A 15,225-nucleotide genomic window follows, 5' to 3' on the forward strand; every position below is an offset into this window, starting at 1 on the left:
GCCGGGTGCGGCTCAGCACCCGGCTTACTTGACTGTTTTTGTTGAATAATTAATCAGATTTTTCTCGCGCGCCTTTACAATCGCTGAAGCGCCCGTCGTTTGTACTCTCGTCTTTTTACTTTGTTCTGCATCAAATAAATCGCAAACATGTTTGATGCAAATCACTATATGTAGCACTTAAAATGCACGTCGACCCAACATCTTGTATTTATCGTCTACTATTCCAACAACAAGACGGCGCTTACGCTGGCCGGAATTGTGGATAACACGAGCTGGGAACGCGGGAAGTCTTTGGCCCGGCGGGGAATACGCCCGGTTATTACTTCTCCACCTCTGTGGATAACCTGTTTTCAAAAAATGGAGTGATCATGACACCGCATGTGATGAAACGTGATGGCTGTAAAGTGCCGTTTAAATCAGAGCGCATCCAGGAAGCCATTCTGCGTGCAGCTAAAGCAGCGGGAGTCGATGACGCAGATTACTGCGCCACCGTCGCAGAAGTCGTTAGCAGCCAGATGAACGAACGCAGCCAGGTCGATATCAACGAGATCCAGACCGCGGTTGAGAACCAACTGATGGCGGGGCCTTACAAGCAGCTGGCGCGTGCCTACATTGAGTACCGTCACGATCGTGACGTGCAGCGTGAGAAGCGCGGTCGTCTGAACCAGGAGATCCGTGGCCTGGTGGAGCAGACCAACTCCGCCCTGCTCAATGAAAACGCCAACAAAGACAGCAAAGTGATCCCGACCCAGCGCGACCTGCTGGCCGGTATCGTCGCCAAACACTATGCCCGTCAGCACCTGCTGCCGCGCGACGTGGTATCGGCGCACGAGCGCGGTGAAATTCACTACCACGATCTCGACTATTCGCCGTTCTTCCCTATGTTCAACTGCATGCTGATCGACCTGAAAGGCATGCTGACCCACGGTTTTAAAATGGGTAACGCCGAGATTGAACCGCCTAAATCAATCTCCACGGCCACTGCCGTCACCGCGCAGATTATCGCTCAGGTCGCCAGCCATATTTATGGCGGCACCACGATTAACCGCATTGATGAAGTGCTGGCCCCGTTCGTGACGGCAAGCTTCAACAAGCATCGTAAAACGGCCGAAGAGTGGCAGATCCCGGACGCCGACGGCTACGCGCACTCCCGCACCGAGAAAGAGTGCTACGACGCCTTCCAGTCGCTGGAGTATGAAGTGAACACGCTGCACACCGCCAACGGCCAGACGCCGTTTGTAACCTTCGGGTTTGGTCTGGGCACCAGCTGGGAATCGCGCCTGATCCAGCAGTCCATCCTGCGCAACCGCATTTCCGGCCTCGGCAAGAACCGCAAAACGGCGGTGTTCCCGAAACTGGTCTTTGCCATTCGCGACGGCCTGAACCACAAGTTTGGCGATCCGAACTACGACATCAAACAGCTGGCGCTGGAGTGCGCGAGCAAGCGCATGTACCCGGACATCCTGAACTACGATCAGGTCGTCAAAGTGACCGGTTCGTTTAAAACGCCAATGGGCTGCCGCAGCTTCCTCGGCGTGTACGAAGATGAAAACGGCGAGCAGATCCACGACGGGCGCAACAACCTGGGCGTCATCAGCCTGAACCTGCCGCGCATCGCGCTGGAGGCGAAAGGCAATGAAGCGGAATTCTGGACGCTGCTGGATGAACGTCTGCAGCTGGCGCGTAAGGCGCTGATGACCCGCATTGCGCGCCTTGAAGGGGTCAAAGCCCGCGTCGCGCCGATCCTCTATATGGAAGGGGCCTGCGGAGTGCGTCTGAAAGCGGACGATGACGTGTCTGAGATCTTCAAAAACGGTCGCGCGTCGATTTCGCTGGGCTACATCGGTATTCACGAGACCATCAACGCATTGGCGGGCGATACGCATATGTACGACAGCGAGGCCCTGCGCGAAAAAGGCATCGCCATCGTTCAGCGCCTGCGCGACGCGGTTGACCAGTGGAAAGAGGAAACCGGCTACGGGTTTAGCCTCTACAGCACCCCGAGCGAGAACCTGTGCGACCGCTTCTGCCGTCTGGACACCGCCGAGTTCGGGATTGTGGAAGGCGTGACCGACAAAGGGTATTACACCAACAGCTTCCACCTCGACGTGGAGAAAAAGGTGAACCCGTACGACAAGATCGACTTTGAAGCAGCGTATCCACCGATCGCCAGCGGCGGCTTCATCTGCTACGGCGAGTACCCTAACATTCAGCACAACCTGAAGGCGCTGGAAGACGTGTGGGATTACAGCTATCAGCACGTGCCGTATTACGGGACCAACACGCCAATCGACGAGTGCTACGAGTGCGGCTTTACCGGCGAGTTTGAGTGCACCAGCAAAGGCTTTACCTGCCCGAAATGCGGCAACCACGATGCGGCTCGCGTCTCCGTGACCCGTCGCGTGTGCGGCTATCTCGGCAGCCCGGATGCGCGTCCGTTTAACGCCGGGAAGCAGGAAGAGGTGAAGCGTCGCGTGAAGCATTTGGGGAATGGGCAGATCGGGTAAGTTCTGCGCAGGGTTCTACCCCTCACCCTACCCCTCTCCCTCAAGGGAGAGGGGACCGATCGAGCACATTGTTATTCCGGCCGCCGGTTTTCTCCCTCTCCCTGTGGGAGAGGGTCGGGGTGAGGGCATCAGCGCGCACAAATTCTCTGGACATTTTCTATGCGATATCATCAATACTACCCCGTCGACATCGTCAACGGCCCCGGCACCCGCTGCACCCTGTTCGTCTCAGGCTGCGTCCACGAATGCCCCGGCTGCTATAACAAAAGCACCTGGCGCTTAAATTCCGGCATGCCGTTCACCGCCGAAATGGAAGACCGGATCGTCAACGACCTTAACGACACGCGCATCAAACGCCAGGGGATCTCGCTCTCCGGCGGCGACCCCCTGCACCCGCAAAACGTGCCGGAGATCCTGAAGCTGGTGAAGCGCATTCGGGCAGAGTGTGCGGGAAAAGATATCTGGGTCTGGACAGGCTACAGGCTGGATGAGCTGAACGCGCAGCAAATGGAAGTGGTGGATCTGATTAACGTCCTGGTTGACGGCAAGTTCGTGCAGGATTTAAAAGACCCGGCGCTGATCTGGCGCGGCAGCAGCAATCAGGTTGTGCACCATTTACGATGATCGCTAAAGCCGTTTGTTAGCATCATGATAAACGGCTGATTTCTCTCGCTTACCGATAGCGATAACAAATACCGTTACAACGTTGTCCTGAACCTGATAGACCAAACGATAACCCTGCGTTCTGAGTTTTATTTTGTAGCAATCCGGCAGACCATGCAGGCGGGCCGATTCGACCCTGGGGTTCACCAGCACGTCCGCAAGTTTCTTCTTAAACAGGTCTTTTACAGTCTGCCCCAGCTTGCACCACTCCTTTAACGCCCTCGGGTCAAATGCCAGTTCATAAGTCATCCAGACTAACCTTGATTCCCTTTTGCGGATTCGCCAGTCGCTCCCGGACCGTCTGTATCAGCGCATCTTCGCTGTCGCTAATCGTGACCGTTTTCACCGGCATACGTCCCGTCTCCGCGACGTACTGAAACAGTAATCGCACGGCTTCCGTTGGGGTGATATTGAGTTTTTCCAGCACGGCATAAGCCTCGTTTTTGAGTTTGTCATCCAGACGGACGTTCAGCGTGGCCATTATGCCTCCGGTAAAATCGAATGTGTAATGCAGTTTAGCATTACATTCGCATTACATCGAATTCTGGATAACGCCTCTCAAAACCGACTCAAACTCTCCATTGCCACCGCCTTAAATTCGGCAAAGTCACTGCAGCTACAGAGCCGCGACATCGCCCGTTCACGCAGGAAGGTGACGAAGATATCGTAAATCGCCATAGCCTCTTCGTATTCGCTTTTGCTGATGGCGAGCAGGAAGATGACGTGCGCGGTTTCGTCGCCCCACTGTACGCCGTGCGGGGCGAGCACGGTATAGACCACGGTTTTCTGCGCTAAAAGGCCGAGGGAGTGCGGCAGCGCGATGCCGTCGCCGAGCATGGTGCTGACGATGGCTTCACGCTCAACAACCGAATCCAGAAACTCCGCGCCGACAAACCCCTCGCCTTCAAGCTGCGCGCACAGCTCGCGAAACAGCGTTTGCTGGTCAACGGGCTTGTCGATAATGCGGAAATGGGCCGCGTCGAAGTATTTATCCAGCATCCACGGGCGGGTGCGGTCCACCAGCACCAGCTTGCCGATCTGCTCTAACTGGTAATCGGTCGGGAACGGGGCGATCGTCACCACCGGTTTGGACTTTTCGCTGACGCGGGCGGTGGCGATCACAAAGTCTTCGCTAATCGTTTCCGCCAGCTCGTACTCGCGCAGGGTGAGCGTGCGGGCCACCTCAATTTGCGGGTACTTGCGCTGCAGCACCGCTTCAATCATGCGGACCATGGCATTACCTGCGTCGCACACCAGCAGTACGCGCGGCTGACGCTGGTAGCCGATGTTGTAGTGGCGCTCCAGCCCGACGCCGATATGCAGCACCAGGAAGCCGATTTCGTTTTCGCTGATCACATAAGGCGTGTATTTTCCCCAGCTCGACACCGCCGCCAAGGTCATATCCCACGCCATCGGGTAGTGCTGCTTGATGTTATCCAGCAGCGGATTGGGGATCATGATTTGATACCGCACGCGGGTGATCATGGTTTTGATGTGCGTGAGCAGGTCCGCGTGCAGCTGCGCGTCGCTCAGCAGGTTGTAGTTATAGTGGGTGTTGATATAGCGCAGGATGTAGTTGACCAGCGCTTCGTCGTCATCCGCGTTAATTGCGCTCGGGGCAATCTCCTGAATCTGCCGCGCCGCAATGTGCACGCACAGCCAGCTCTCCTCCGAAGGTGAAAGCGCTTTGCCCGCCAGCTGCTGGATAGTGACGGCGATATCCTTCGCCGCCTCGCGCACGTTCTCTTCCACGTCTTCGGCGTGGAATTCCGGCAGCGGATAGCCCTCGCTGATGCGCCGCACCGACACCGCGCAGTACAGGCGCAGGAACAGCTCGCCTTCATCGGTCAGACGGATGTGATGACGCGTCAGCGCCTCGTGCAGCACGGGCACCATCTGCTCCGCCACGCCTGCATTCAGCGCCACGTCGGTCACCAGCGGGTTCAGGCTGTCCTGCTGCGCAAGCTCCCAGAGCAGATCGGTCAGGCAGGCGCGGGTCGACATCTCGCTGCCAAACAGCTTCATGCCGTGGCGAGGACGCGTTTCCAGCGTCAGGTTATAGCGGTGGAACCACTCGCGGACTTCGGCCATATCGCTTTGCAGCGTGGCGCGGCTGACGAACCACTCGTCCGCCAGATCCTCAAGCTTAAGAGAAAACGCCGAGGTGAGAAAACGCACCACCAGATAGTGCACGCGCTCCGGCCCGGTCCGGGGAATACGCAGCGCGCGCGGGTGGGATGCCTGCAGCTGCTGGTAGCGCTGGGCATCATCAATTTTGAGCTGATAGCCGTTGCCCCGGCTCAATATAAACTGCGCGCCGTGGCCTGCCAGCAGCGCGTTCAGGGCGGTGATATCGGCACGGACGGTTCGCGTGGAGACCGACAGCCGCTGCGCCAGCTCGTCCTGCGGCAGCGTCTCGTTTTGCAACAGATCGAACAGTTGCGCTAAACGTTGGTTCGGAAATCGCACGGGCTTGTCCTCTTATTACAGCTTAAGGTGAAATGACCATCTGGGATGGGCTGCCGACCGGGGTATAGTCTGGCTCGAAGCTCAATTTCCCGCCCTGCGCCACGCGGAAACGGGTGATGTTGTCGCTGCGCTGGTTCATGACGTACAGCCAGCGCCCCTGCTTATCGAGCGTCAGGGTGCGCGGGTAGTCGCCGCGCGTCCAGACGTCGTCCTGATGCGTCAGCGTTCCCTCCGCTGTTACGGTAAAGTGCCCGATGCTGTTATGCAAACGGTTAGCCACATACAGCTGTTTACCGTCGGCGCTTAATGCGAGCCCGGCAGCAAAGCTGGTGCCTTTGTAGCCTTCCGGCAGGGCTGAAAGCGTTTTGCCCTCTTTTAAGGTGCCGTTGGCGCTCACGGTATAATGGGTGAGCGTAGACGCCTCTTCGTTAATCAGCCACAGGGCATCGCCTTTTGGCGTAAAAACAAAGTGGCGCGGCCCGGCGCCTTTTGAGGAGGCGTTGATAAACGGCGGATCGTTCGGCGTCAGCTTCCCTGTTCGATCGTCAAAACGGTACTGGTAGAGGCGATCCAGCCCAAGATCGGTGGAAAAGACGTATTTCCCGCTCGGATCGGCGGCGATCATGTGCGCGTGTGGGCCGTTATGATCGCTGATGGCAAAGCTGCCCTCCGCTGCCGCTTCCGGCTTCGCCGCGCCCGGCTCGCCCTGATCCTGATGCTTATCCGTAGCCTCACCCAGGCTGCCGTCTGCTTTAACGGGCAGCACTGCGATAGATCCGCTGACGTAGTTCGCCACCAGAAGATGGCGACCGTTCGGCGTCAGCGACAGGTAAACCGGCCCCGCGCCGCCGGAGGCCACCTGATTCAGCTCGCTCAGCTGGCCGTTATCCCCCACCCGCAGTGCCTGCACCACGCCCTGCTCCACCTCGCTTGCCAGATACAGCGTTTTGCCGTCGTGCGAGACGGCCAGCTGCGCGGCGTTCGGCAGCCTGCTCACCAGCGTTTTATTTGCCAGCGCGCCGCTTTGCGGGTCAACGGTAAAGCGGTACAACCCTTCGCCGTTGGGGTTGTAGGTGCCCACCCAGGCGTACTGCGTCTGGGCGATAGCGGCGGTGGCGAACATTGAGAGTGAAGCAACAAGCAGGGTACGGGTATGCATGGTGGCTCCTTCAGGTTTGTGCGGTTTGTTTTCCCTCACCCCGGCCCTCTCCCAAAGGGAGAGGGGGGTAAAGTTTCCCTCTCCCTTTGGGAGAGGGTTAGGGTGAGGGCAGATACTACTTCACCAGCTTCTTCGTCATTTCCAGCAGCGTACGCACGTCTTCCGGGCGCGTATCGCCGCTGGCTTTGTCGATAATCGAGCTGTAGATATGCGGGATGATTTTGCTCACGCCCGCGTCGAGGGCGATCTGCAGGATCTCCTCATAGTTTTCCAGATCGATACCTCCGGTTGGCTCCAGCCAGAAGTCGTGACGGGCGCAGGCTTCCGCCACCGCTTTGTACTCGTCACGGCACTTCAGGCCGCCCATCGGGAAGTATTTGATGGAGCTGCCGCCGAAATCCTTCAGCAGGGCAATCGCGGTTTCAACCGGCACAATGCCGTCCGGAGCGTTGCTGCTCAGCGGTCCGGTGGAGATTTTGACCATCCCGACGGTGCCGGTTGGAGAGACCAGACCGTTGACCACCGACTCATTCTGCCCCAGCAGCGCGCGGCTGGTGGCCACGCCGGTAAAGACCTGGTTAACGTGCTGCGGCTGCACCTGACGGGAGATCTCGCTCACCATCGCCGACTGGTTCGGATCCCCCGCGCCGAGGCCGACGGAGAGCGCGTTATCAATCAGCGCGGCGTATTCGCGCATGTCGGCAACGGCGCTCGCCACGTCCGGGTAATTTTTGGAGAGCACGCCCACCAGCACGTGACCTTCCGCCGCCTCGTAAATGGCGCTGGCGTTGGCTTTCGATCCTGCCAGCACGTTCAGGCAGACGCGGTCACGGTAAAAGTTAGGGGTCAGTTTCATGCTTTTTTCTCCTGTCCTAATACTTCGCAAATGCGGCGGTAGACGATGTTCAGCTGGTCAGCATTCACGCTGCGCACGTCCGCCTCGATAATCCCTTCGTTGGCCTTGTAGCCACGGAAGTAAATGGCGTATTCGCCCTGCTTGAGCTTCGCCACCAGATCGCCCGTGCCGACGCCCGTTGTGGCTTCATCAAACTTAATCTCGGTGCGGGCGATATCGCGACCGGCGCTGTCCCAGACCACGCGCGCGGTCACGCCGTTCAGGGTGTTGAGCGCCTCGATAAACGGCGTCATCTTCGCCACCATCTCGGCCCCGCTCTCTTTGGTCGCGATAAGGTAGTGTTCGATGGCGCAGGTCAGGCCGAGGATCCCCTCTTTGCCCACCTTCATCGCGCGGCCAATGCCCGCGGTCTGACGCTTCACCCACTCAACGTACTGGGTTTTGCCGATCACCAGCCCGCTGGTTGGGCCTTCAATCGCCTTCGCGCCGCTGTAGATCACCAGATCGGCGCCGGATCGGTAGTACGCGTGCAGATCTTCTTCCGCCGCCGCATCGACGATCAGCGGGAGATCGTGCTTGCGCGCCACCACCGCCGCCTGCCCGACGCTGAGCATGCTTTTCTGCACGCAGTGGTGAGATTTGATGTAGAGGATCGCCGCCGTGCGCGGAGTGATCGCCGCCGCCAGCTGATCGGCAGAGCATTCGTTGGCGTAGCCCGCCTCCACCAGCTTGCCGCCGCCCAGCGCCACCATGGTGCCCACCGGCGCGCCAAAGTTTACGTTGTGGCCTTTCGGCAGGACGATTTCGTTGTTCTCAATCGGGGTCACGTGCAGGTTTTCCAGCAGCCAGTCGCTGTCTTTTACCAGCACCGCCGCCACCGACTGGGCTATGCCCGCCGACGCGCAGGAAACCACCGTCGCGCCTTCCACATCCAGCAGCTTCGCGATGTATTCCCCGGTTTTATTGACCAGATCCTTCATCTCGAAATAGTGATTCATGCCGTCCATCGCCGCCTGCACCACTTCCGGGCGCGGCGTGGAGACGCCCAGCGCCGTCATGCGGCCGGAGGTATTGATCACCTGCTTTAAGTTGTACTTCTCATAAATCGAAGGCATGTTCCGTGCTCCCTTGTTCGGTCATGTAGCCCTTGCCCGCGCGGATCGCGGCAAGCGGCACCAGAATGTGTTCAGCCTGCAGGCTGTCGTTTTCGGCATCCGTCAGCACCGTCGGCTGGCGTTTCATCGTGAACAGCGTCAGGTCGGCGTCGAGACCCGGCTGAATGCGGCCCTTGCGCGCCAGGCGCAGGCCGTCGGCGGCGTTCGCAGTCACGCAGTCAATCACCTGCGGCAGCGACATGCCGATGGCGAGAAACTTCGACATCACGCTTGCCAGCGAGCCGACAGGACCGTTGATGCGGTTGCGGCAGTAGATATCCGAGCTGATGGTGTGCGGCAGAATGCCCATCGCGATGGCGCGTTTCGCCACCTCAAAGCTGAAGCTCGCCGTGCCGTGACCGACGTCCAGACGCACGCCGCGCTTCAGGGCGGAGGTGATGGAGGCGCGCAGCTCGCCGGAGGGCGTCAGAATGCGGTTGGGCTTGCCGTTGTAGCAGTGGGTGATGATGTCACCGGAGCTCAGCAGCTCGGCAATTTCGTCGAGGTTCGGCGGGTTGTTGCCGATGTGCACCATCAGCGGCAGGTCGCCGTTCTCTTTCTGGATGGCTTTGGCGCGCTCCAGCGGCGTGATGCCGTTTTCACCGACCACGCTGCTGCTCATGCGCGCCTTCAGGCCGACGATAAAATCAGGGTGGCGCTTCACCGCCTGCTTCACCGCGTCGGCGTCGATATTCGCCATGTTGGCCAGCTCGTTCTGGGCAATCAGCCCCACGCGGGAGATATTCAGCAGGGCAAATACCTCAGTGGAGGCGCTGCGGGTGATTTTATAGAAATCATCCACGTCGTCGGCACCGGTACTGCCCGCGTCCACTACGGAGGTGACGCCGGTGGCAATACCCACGCTGTCCGGCTCGTCGTGGTAAATCGGGGAGTTCGGGTAACAGTGAACGTGGGAGTCAATCCAGCCTGCGCTGACGAACACGTCGCCGTTAAGCTCAACCGTTTTATGCGCGGGAGCGTCAATGTCGCCCGTCGCGGCAATTTTCCCGTCCTGAATGGCGATATCGGTCAGGGTATCGTCGGCGAGGCGCGCACGGCGCAGGAGTAAATCAAACATGAGGATCTCCTGATAAGGCGGGCGCCTTAGCGCCCGCGGGTATTAAAGGGCGACCGGGAACAGCCAGCCCAACAGCATCGCGCCGAGAATGGCGCCACCGGTGATCGGCTTCTGCCAGATGTAGAACACCAGCGCCCCCAGCAGGGAACCGACGCCGATAGGAATGGAGGCGGTCATGGCGCTGAGGATAATCAACGGCCCGAGGAAGCGGCCGGAGGCGTTGCCCGCGCCCATCATCACGTCTGCGCCGTAGGTGGAGTTGCTCTGGTTGATGGTGAACTTACGCGCCAGGATGATGACGTAGCCAATCGCCAGACCAATCACCAGGCCGGTAATCAGCGCGGCAATGAAGTTGGTCACCGGGAACATGATCCCCGCGCCCAGCAGCAGCGCCGGAACGCCGAGGCCCACGCCGGTCTGGATGGCGCCGCCGATGTCGAGAATACCGACCAGCGACCCTTCGATAATACGGGCGAACAGGAAGCTCGCGCCGAACGCCGCCACCGCGCCGTAGACGCCGGTATCGATCCCCGCTTTTAGCATCGCTACGAAGGCCACTTCGTTAAACGCGCCGATGCCGTAGAGGTAGTACATGTGCGTCCCGGCAAACACGCCGGAGGAGAGCAGGCCAACGAAGATCGGGAACGACCAGTCGGCATACCAAAAACCTTTATTCTGTTCCATGTAGAGGCTCCTGTTATTTACCGCTGAGCGAGTTGTGGATCATGTCGAGCCAGTTCGGCACGGTCAGATGGAAGGATTCGATCATCTTCATGTCGAAGCCGCGGAAGAAGCCGCTCAGCACGAAGAGCAGAACGATAGCCGCCATCATCACTTTGGTGACGTGGTTCCAGCCGCTCTCTTCCACGCCTTTCCCGATCAGGATCCCCAGCACCAGGCCCGGTACGGCGTTGCCCATGATCAGCTGCGCCGCGCCGCCAAAGATGGTGGCCCAGAAGCCCGATTTTTTACCCGCATCGATGGCCGCCAGCCAGAAGATCACCGGCATCACGGTGTTCACCAGCAGGTTCGCCGCCGGTACCAGCACCTTCACGGCGGTGACCTGAAGCGCTGCCGGAACGGAGGAGGCGGTCAGGTTCAGGAAGGTGACGACGAGCATGCCAATCACGCCGCAGGCAATTGCCATTTTGCGCGGGTCGTGCAGCGTTTCGCCGACGTTACGGTTTTTGATCATCAGTGCAGCAGCACCCCAGTTCGGGATGATGCGGTGGTCAACGTCCTGTGTGAAAGCCCCTGCGGCCACGGAAGAGGCCCAGGCGTTAAAGAAGAAACCTAACCCAAAGGAGAAGTGGGACGCCGGATCCCCTTCACAGGAGTTCAGTTCCCCCAACGTACGAAACGCGCCCATACCCTGAGTGGTAGGCGCATGAAACATGCGTGCAGCCCCGGCTCCGACACCGACGCCAACCAGGCCGCCAATGATGAGCGATTTTATTAATATAATTAAGAACATCAGTCTGCCCTTTTATGAATAATCAGCGTTGCGTGACGAAATCCACCTGGTCAAGATTGATAGCGGTCACGTTGACGGTCACATCCAGCTCCACGCTGTAGGTGCGTCTTTCCCGGCGCAGAAAGAAGAACAGAAAGGCTTCTTTTCGCACCGCTTCTTGCGCCTGAACGACCTGCACATCCTGTGGCTCAATACGCAGTAAGATATGCGGTGAGGCTTTCATCACCGCGGCCTGAACGTGGTTGAGCGCGTCGGCAAAGGCGCGCGCTTTGGCGTCGCCTTTGCCCTTCACTCTCACCGTGGTTGTGAACTGTTCTTTCATGCTTATGCGCCGTATTTCTTCTGCCACGCCTGCACCAGACGCTCGCCCAGCTCTTCTTTATCCATAAAGCCGAAGCCCAGCACGTTGCAGCCTTCGTTGATGGCGGTGACGCCTTCATCCACGGAACGCATACCGTATTTGGCCTTGTAGCCATATTTAGTCTGGGCGGTGATGGCACCCGCGCCGCCGCTGCCGCAGAATGAGATGCCGAAGGTGGCGTTTTCCGCTTTCATCACGTCGCCGAGCTTCATGTCCGCCGCCATGCCCGGTACGACCACCGCGCGTCCACCTGCTTTTTCCACACCGGCAGCCACTTTCTGACCTTTACCCAGGCGATCGCCAATCACGACTGTAATCTGTTCCATGTGTTGCTCCTTAAAGGTTGTCTTTCGCGACTTCAAAGTGAACGGAGAGCAGCCAGGCTTCTTCATCAGGAAGATTGCCAAACTGCGCGACCACTTCACGGGCGAGCCGCATTGAATCCGGTGAAATTTCGTCAAACAGCTCTGCTTCAACCTCCGGCAGCGGCTCGCCGGTCACGGACCGGTGCGCCATGGCGCGCACGTGGGAGGTGAGCATCTGCTCCTGTACCGCATTGGGGATGATGTTGTTCCGGGCCAGCAGGGCATAAACCTGCTGCAGCATGGTGTTCGCGAGCTGTTCTGTTTGCTCCGCCTGTTCCCCAACGTCCTTCATTACCGCTCCGTTAATCACTGGTCTTACCCCGTTAATGGCTCTGGAATAAAACTAACGTTGGGGGGGAATTGTTTGTAGCGAGTTGTTTTCCACTTCGAAGTGGAAAGGCGAGCCGCAGCAGTGATCTGTGCCACATAAATGCGGTGAATCTGAATTAATCCCGGTATTTGCGTGATGAATATCACGTATTCCAGCGGCAAAACGCGCGCAAGGGAAACGAAACGTTCAGGCGTGGTGACGCAAAAATGTGATGGCGATAGGGTTTACTTATTACCGCGTAAAAAAACGGGAGCCGCTGGCCCCCGCTGGTTGTTTGTCAGATGCGCGATCGGTTAACGGTATTTCTTGTGATACGTGTTACGGGTCGTCACAAACTGCTCGGCCGCCGCCTGGGCTTCCTTCACTTTGCCTTCGTTAGCCAGCTTCAGCGCGCCGTCGATCTGGCCGACCAGCACGTCAAAGCCGTGGCGGTAGTCTTTCATCTCTGCGCTGTCTGCCGCTTTGCTTTCCAGCTTAGGAGGCGTCGCTTTTTGTGCGTCCAGCGCCGCTTCACGCATTTTGGTCAGCGCGTCTTTCATTTCAGCCGCATTGTCGGTTTTCTGCACCACCTTCAGGTTTTGACCGAGGATGCCCATGTCGTCTTCAAGATCGGCAGCAAACGCAGAAGAGCCAAGAACCAGCGTTGAAGCCGCGACGATCGCTAACAGATGTTTACGCATTGCTCACTTCCTTTTTTATTATTAAAACGCCTTTACGGATATTACTGACCGGCGATTTTCATTTCCGGCAGAAGTACAGAACCACACTGTATATTGCTACGTGTTTCAATATCGTTACCGACCGTAACGATATTGCGCCACATGTCCTTAAGGTTACCGGCGATGGTAATTTCGCTCACCGGATACTGGATTTCGCCGTTTTCCACCCAGAAGCCCGCCGCGCCGCGCGAGTAGTCTCCGGTGATGCCGCTTACGCCCTGGCCCATGAGCTCGGTGACTACCAGACCGGTGCCCATCTCTTTCAGCATCTGCTCAAAGTTCAGACCCTGTCCGGCAATGCGCCAGTTGTGGATGCCGCCAGCGTGTCCGGTGCTTTTCAGCCCCAGCTTGCGCGCGGAGTAGTTGGTCAGCAGCCACTGGGTCAGAATACCGTCTTTGATGATATCGCGACGTTCGGTGCGCACGCCTTCGCTGTCGAACGGCGTGGAGGCCAGCCCTTTCAGCAGGTGCGGATGTTCTTCAATGGTGAGCCATTCCGGCAGGATCTGCTTGCCCAGCGAGTCGAGCAGGAAGGTCGATTTACGGTAAACCGAGCCGCCCGCGATAGCGCCCACCAGATGGCCAAACAGACCGGTTGCCACTTCGTTGGCAAAAATGACCGGGGCCTTCATGGTGGAGAGTTTACGCGGCGACAGGCGTGACAGCGTGCGTTCGGCACACTCTTTACCCACCCACTCAGGAGACTGCAAATCCCCCAGCGCGCGGCCAATGGTGTAGGCGTAGTCACGCTCCATGTCACCGTTCTCTTCGGCGATCACGCAGCTGGAGAGCGAATGACGGGTGGAGCAGTAGCCCTGCAGCATGCCGTGGCTGTTGCCGAAGACTTTGATGCCGTAATGGCTGTTAAAGCTGCCGCCTTCGGTATTGGTGATGCGCTTATCGGCCTGCAGGGAAGCCTGCTCGGCGCGCGCGGCCAGTTCGATCGCTTCGTCCGGGGTCACTTCCGCCGGGTGGAAAAGATCGAGATCCGGCGCGTCAAACGCCAGCAGGTCTTTATCCGCCACGCCTGCGTAAGGATCCGGGGAGGTATAACGGGCGATATCCAGCGCCGCCTGCACCGTGCGGGCAATGGCATCCGGGCTGAGATCGGTGGATGACGCGCTGCCTTTGCGATTCTGGTGATACACCGTGATCCCAAGCGCGCCATCGCTGTTGAATTCTACGTTCTCCACTTCACCATAGCGGGTACTTACGCTGATGCCGGTGGTTTTGCTGACCGCCACTTCGGCGCCATCTGATTTTTCTGAAGCAAGCATCAGCGCGGTGGAGACGGCTTCTTCCAGAATCTTACGCTGCGCTTCAACTTGTGAGGTTACTTTCATCGCAAATGCCATACTGTAAGAGAGAGTTAACTGAAGTCTAACAGAGAACCGTTTTTCAGTGCGCGTCTTAACTGGTAACATTAGCCTCTTTTTTTAAGGAGCCTGACATGACTAAGCAGCCCGAAGACTGGCTCGACGACGTTCCCGGTGATGACATCGAAGACGAAGATGATGAGATCATCTGGGTCAGCAAAAGTGAAATTAAACGTGACGCCGAAGAGTTAAAACAGCTTGGCGCGGAAATGGTAGAACTGGGTAAAAACGCGCTGGACAAGATCCCGCTCGACCAGGATCTGCGCGATGCCATTGAACTGGCACAGAAAATCAAAAAAGAAGGCCGTCGTCGCCAGCTTCAGCTTATCGGGAAAATGCTGCGTCAGCGCGACGTCGATCCGATCCGCCAGGCGCTGGACAAGCTGAAAAACCGCCACAACCAGCAGGTTGCGCTGTTCCATAAGCTGGAGCAGATCCGCGATCGTCTGATTGAACAGGGTGATGACGCCGTGCCGGAAGTGCTGAACCTGTGGCCGGATGCCGACCGCCAGCAGCTGCGTTCCTTGATCCGCAACGCGAAGAAAGAGAAAGAAGGGAATAAGCCGCCGAAGTCTGCGCGCCTGATTTTCCAGTATCTGCGCGAGCTGTCTGAGAACGAAGAGTAATCTCTTCCCCCTCACCCCGGCCCTCTCCCCGGAGGGGCGAAGGAGGAAACACGGGAAAGTAGGCCCGGTAAGCGTAAGCGCCACCGG

The 15,225-nt window shown here is 58.3% G+C and carries 17 protein-coding genes; 3 read left to right on the forward strand and 14 right to left on the reverse strand.

Annotation, left to right across the window (positions count from 1 at the left end; translation table 11 throughout):
* Positions 1-368 precede the first annotated feature (368 nt).
* On the forward strand, positions 369-2,507 hold the full coding sequence (nrdD, locus tag ADJ24_RS12470) for an anaerobic ribonucleoside-triphosphate reductase (protein ID WP_023310191.1): 2,139 nt from the start codon (positions 369-371) through the stop codon (positions 2,505-2,507).
* 159 nt (positions 2,508-2,666) lie between these two features.
* Positions 2,667-3,131: an anaerobic ribonucleoside-triphosphate reductase-activating protein gene (gene nrdG, locus ADJ24_RS12475; protein ID WP_023310190.1), complete on the forward strand. Its 465-nt coding sequence runs from the start codon at positions 2,667-2,669 to the stop codon at positions 3,129-3,131.
* 3 nt (positions 3,132-3,134) lie between these two features.
* On the opposite strand, the gene ADJ24_RS12480 is transcribed toward nrdG, so the two are convergent.
* From ADJ24_RS12480 to pmbA, 14 genes are all read right to left on the reverse strand, one after another.
* A complete protein-coding gene (locus tag ADJ24_RS12480) occupies positions 3,135-3,419 on the reverse strand; it encodes a type II toxin-antitoxin system RelE family toxin (RefSeq protein WP_023310189.1) in 285 nt (94 codons plus the stop codon).
* Entirely contained in the window at positions 3,409-3,651 is a 243-nt protein-coding gene (locus ADJ24_RS12485) for a type II toxin-antitoxin system RelB/DinJ family antitoxin (RefSeq protein ID WP_008501400.1), read from the reverse strand. Before ADJ24_RS12485 ends, ADJ24_RS12480 begins: the two co-directional genes overlap by 11 nt.
* A gap of 77 nt (positions 3,652-3,728) precedes the next feature.
* On the reverse strand, positions 3,729-5,639 hold the full coding sequence (locus tag ADJ24_RS12490) for a BglG family transcription antiterminator (protein WP_023310188.1): 1,911 nt from the start codon (positions 5,637-5,639) through the stop codon (positions 3,729-3,731).
* A gap of 22 nt (positions 5,640-5,661) precedes the next feature.
* Positions 5,662-6,798, reverse strand: coding sequence for a lactonase family protein (locus ADJ24_RS12495; RefSeq protein WP_023310187.1), 1,137 nt, complete (start codon positions 6,796-6,798; stop codon positions 5,662-5,664).
* A 115-nt stretch (positions 6,799-6,913) separates the two neighbouring features.
* On the reverse strand, positions 6,914-7,654 hold the full coding sequence (gene dagF / locus ADJ24_RS12500; RefSeq protein WP_023310186.1) for a 2-dehydro-3-deoxy-phosphogluconate aldolase: 741 nt from the start codon (positions 7,652-7,654) through the stop codon (positions 6,914-6,916).
* On the reverse strand, positions 7,651-8,769 hold the full coding sequence (locus tag ADJ24_RS12505) for a DgaE family pyridoxal phosphate-dependent ammonia lyase (protein WP_023310185.1): 1,119 nt from the start codon (positions 8,767-8,769) through the stop codon (positions 7,651-7,653). Before ADJ24_RS12505 ends, dagF begins: the two co-directional genes overlap by 4 nt.
* Positions 8,753-9,886: an amidohydrolase/deacetylase family metallohydrolase gene (locus ADJ24_RS12510; protein ID WP_023310184.1), complete on the reverse strand. Its 1,134-nt coding sequence runs from the start codon at positions 9,884-9,886 to the stop codon at positions 8,753-8,755. Before ADJ24_RS12510 ends, ADJ24_RS12505 begins: the two co-directional genes overlap by 17 nt.
* Before the next feature lie 42 nt (positions 9,887-9,928).
* A complete protein-coding gene (locus ADJ24_RS12515) occupies positions 9,929-10,570 on the reverse strand; it encodes a DUF4310 family protein (RefSeq protein ID WP_023310183.1) in 642 nt (213 codons plus the stop codon).
* A gap of 13 nt (positions 10,571-10,583) precedes the next feature.
* A complete protein-coding gene (locus ADJ24_RS12520) occupies positions 10,584-11,360 on the reverse strand; it encodes a DUF4311 domain-containing protein (RefSeq protein WP_023310182.1) in 777 nt (258 codons plus the stop codon).
* 22 nt (positions 11,361-11,382) lie between these two features.
* Complete coding sequence (locus tag ADJ24_RS12525; protein ID WP_006810338.1) at positions 11,383-11,682, reverse strand: DUF4312 family protein; 300 nt, start codon at positions 11,680-11,682, stop codon at positions 11,383-11,385.
* Between the two features lie 2 nt (positions 11,683-11,684).
* A complete protein-coding gene (locus tag ADJ24_RS12530) occupies positions 11,685-12,047 on the reverse strand; it encodes an SFCGS family glycine-rich protein (RefSeq protein WP_006810339.1) in 363 nt (120 codons plus the stop codon).
* Positions 12,048-12,057: 10 nt separating this feature from the next.
* Positions 12,058-12,396: a glycine dehydrogenase gene (locus tag ADJ24_RS12535; protein WP_123244545.1), complete on the reverse strand. Its 339-nt coding sequence runs from the start codon at positions 12,394-12,396 to the stop codon at positions 12,058-12,060.
* A gap of 314 nt (positions 12,397-12,710) precedes the next feature.
* A complete protein-coding gene (gene cybC, locus ADJ24_RS12540; RefSeq protein ID WP_008501412.1) occupies positions 12,711-13,097 on the reverse strand; it encodes a cytochrome b562 in 387 nt (128 codons plus the stop codon).
* 41 nt (positions 13,098-13,138) lie between these two features.
* The gene (pmbA, locus tag ADJ24_RS12545; protein WP_023310180.1) at positions 13,139-14,491 is read right to left on the reverse strand and encodes a metalloprotease PmbA; all 1,353 of its coding nucleotides are present in this window, start codon (positions 14,489-14,491) and stop codon (positions 13,139-13,141) included.
* Between the two features lie 95 nt (positions 14,492-14,586).
* On the opposite strand from pmbA, the gene yjgA reads away from it, so the two are divergent.
* Entirely contained in the window at positions 14,587-15,138 is a 552-nt protein-coding gene (gene yjgA, locus ADJ24_RS12550) for a ribosome biogenesis factor YjgA (protein WP_008501414.1), read from the forward strand.
* The last annotated feature ends 87 nt before the right edge of the window (positions 15,139-15,225 follow it).

The organism is Enterobacter sp. 940_PEND (genome assembly GCF_001059415.1).
Taxonomy (GTDB): Bacteria; Pseudomonadota; Gammaproteobacteria; order Enterobacterales; family Enterobacteriaceae; genus Enterobacter; species Enterobacter cloacae_M.

Bases quoted from the DNA above. Each gene is read 5' to 3' on its own strand.
- pmbA (WP_023310180.1), bottom strand. From the start codon at position 14,491: ATGGCATTTGCGATGAAAGTAACCTCACAAGTTGAAGCGCAGCGTAAG.
- nrdG (WP_023310190.1), top strand. From the start codon at position 2,667: ATGCGATATCATCAATACTACCCCGTCGACATCGTCAACGGCCCCGGC.
- ADJ24_RS12530 (WP_006810339.1), bottom strand. From the start codon at position 12,047: ATGGAACAGATTACAGTCGTGATTGGCGATCGCCTGGGTAAAGGTCAG.
- yjgA (WP_008501414.1), top strand. From the start codon at position 14,587: ATGACTAAGCAGCCCGAAGACTGGCTCGACGACGTTCCCGGTGATGAC.
- dagF (WP_023310186.1), bottom strand. From the start codon at position 7,654: ATGAAACTGACCCCTAACTTTTACCGTGACCGCGTCTGCCTGAACGTG.
- cybC (WP_008501412.1), bottom strand. From the start codon at position 13,097: ATGCGTAAACATCTGTTAGCGATCGTCGCGGCTTCAACGCTGGTTCTT.
- ADJ24_RS12505 (WP_023310185.1), bottom strand. From the start codon at position 8,769: ATGCCTTCGATTTATGAGAAGTACAACTTAAAGCAGGTGATCAATACC.
- ADJ24_RS12485 (WP_008501400.1), bottom strand. From the start codon at position 3,651: ATGGCCACGCTGAACGTCCGTCTGGATGACAAACTCAAAAACGAGGCT.
- ADJ24_RS12525 (WP_006810338.1), bottom strand. From the start codon at position 11,682: ATGAAAGAACAGTTCACAACCACGGTGAGAGTGAAGGGCAAAGGCGAC.
- ADJ24_RS12520 (WP_023310182.1), bottom strand. From the start codon at position 11,360: ATGTTCTTAATTATATTAATAAAATCGCTCATCATTGGCGGCCTGGTT.
- nrdD (WP_023310191.1), top strand. From the start codon at position 369: ATGACACCGCATGTGATGAAACGTGATGGCTGTAAAGTGCCGTTTAAA.
- ADJ24_RS12510 (WP_023310184.1), bottom strand. From the start codon at position 9,886: ATGTTTGATTTACTCCTGCGCCGTGCGCGCCTCGCCGACGATACCCTG.
- ADJ24_RS12480 (WP_023310189.1), bottom strand. From the start codon at position 3,419: ATGACTTATGAACTGGCATTTGACCCGAGGGCGTTAAAGGAGTGGTGC.
- ADJ24_RS12495 (WP_023310187.1), bottom strand. From the start codon at position 6,798: ATGCATACCCGTACCCTGCTTGTTGCTTCACTCTCAATGTTCGCCACC.
- ADJ24_RS12515 (WP_023310183.1), bottom strand. From the start codon at position 10,570: ATGGAACAGAATAAAGGTTTTTGGTATGCCGACTGGTCGTTCCCGATC.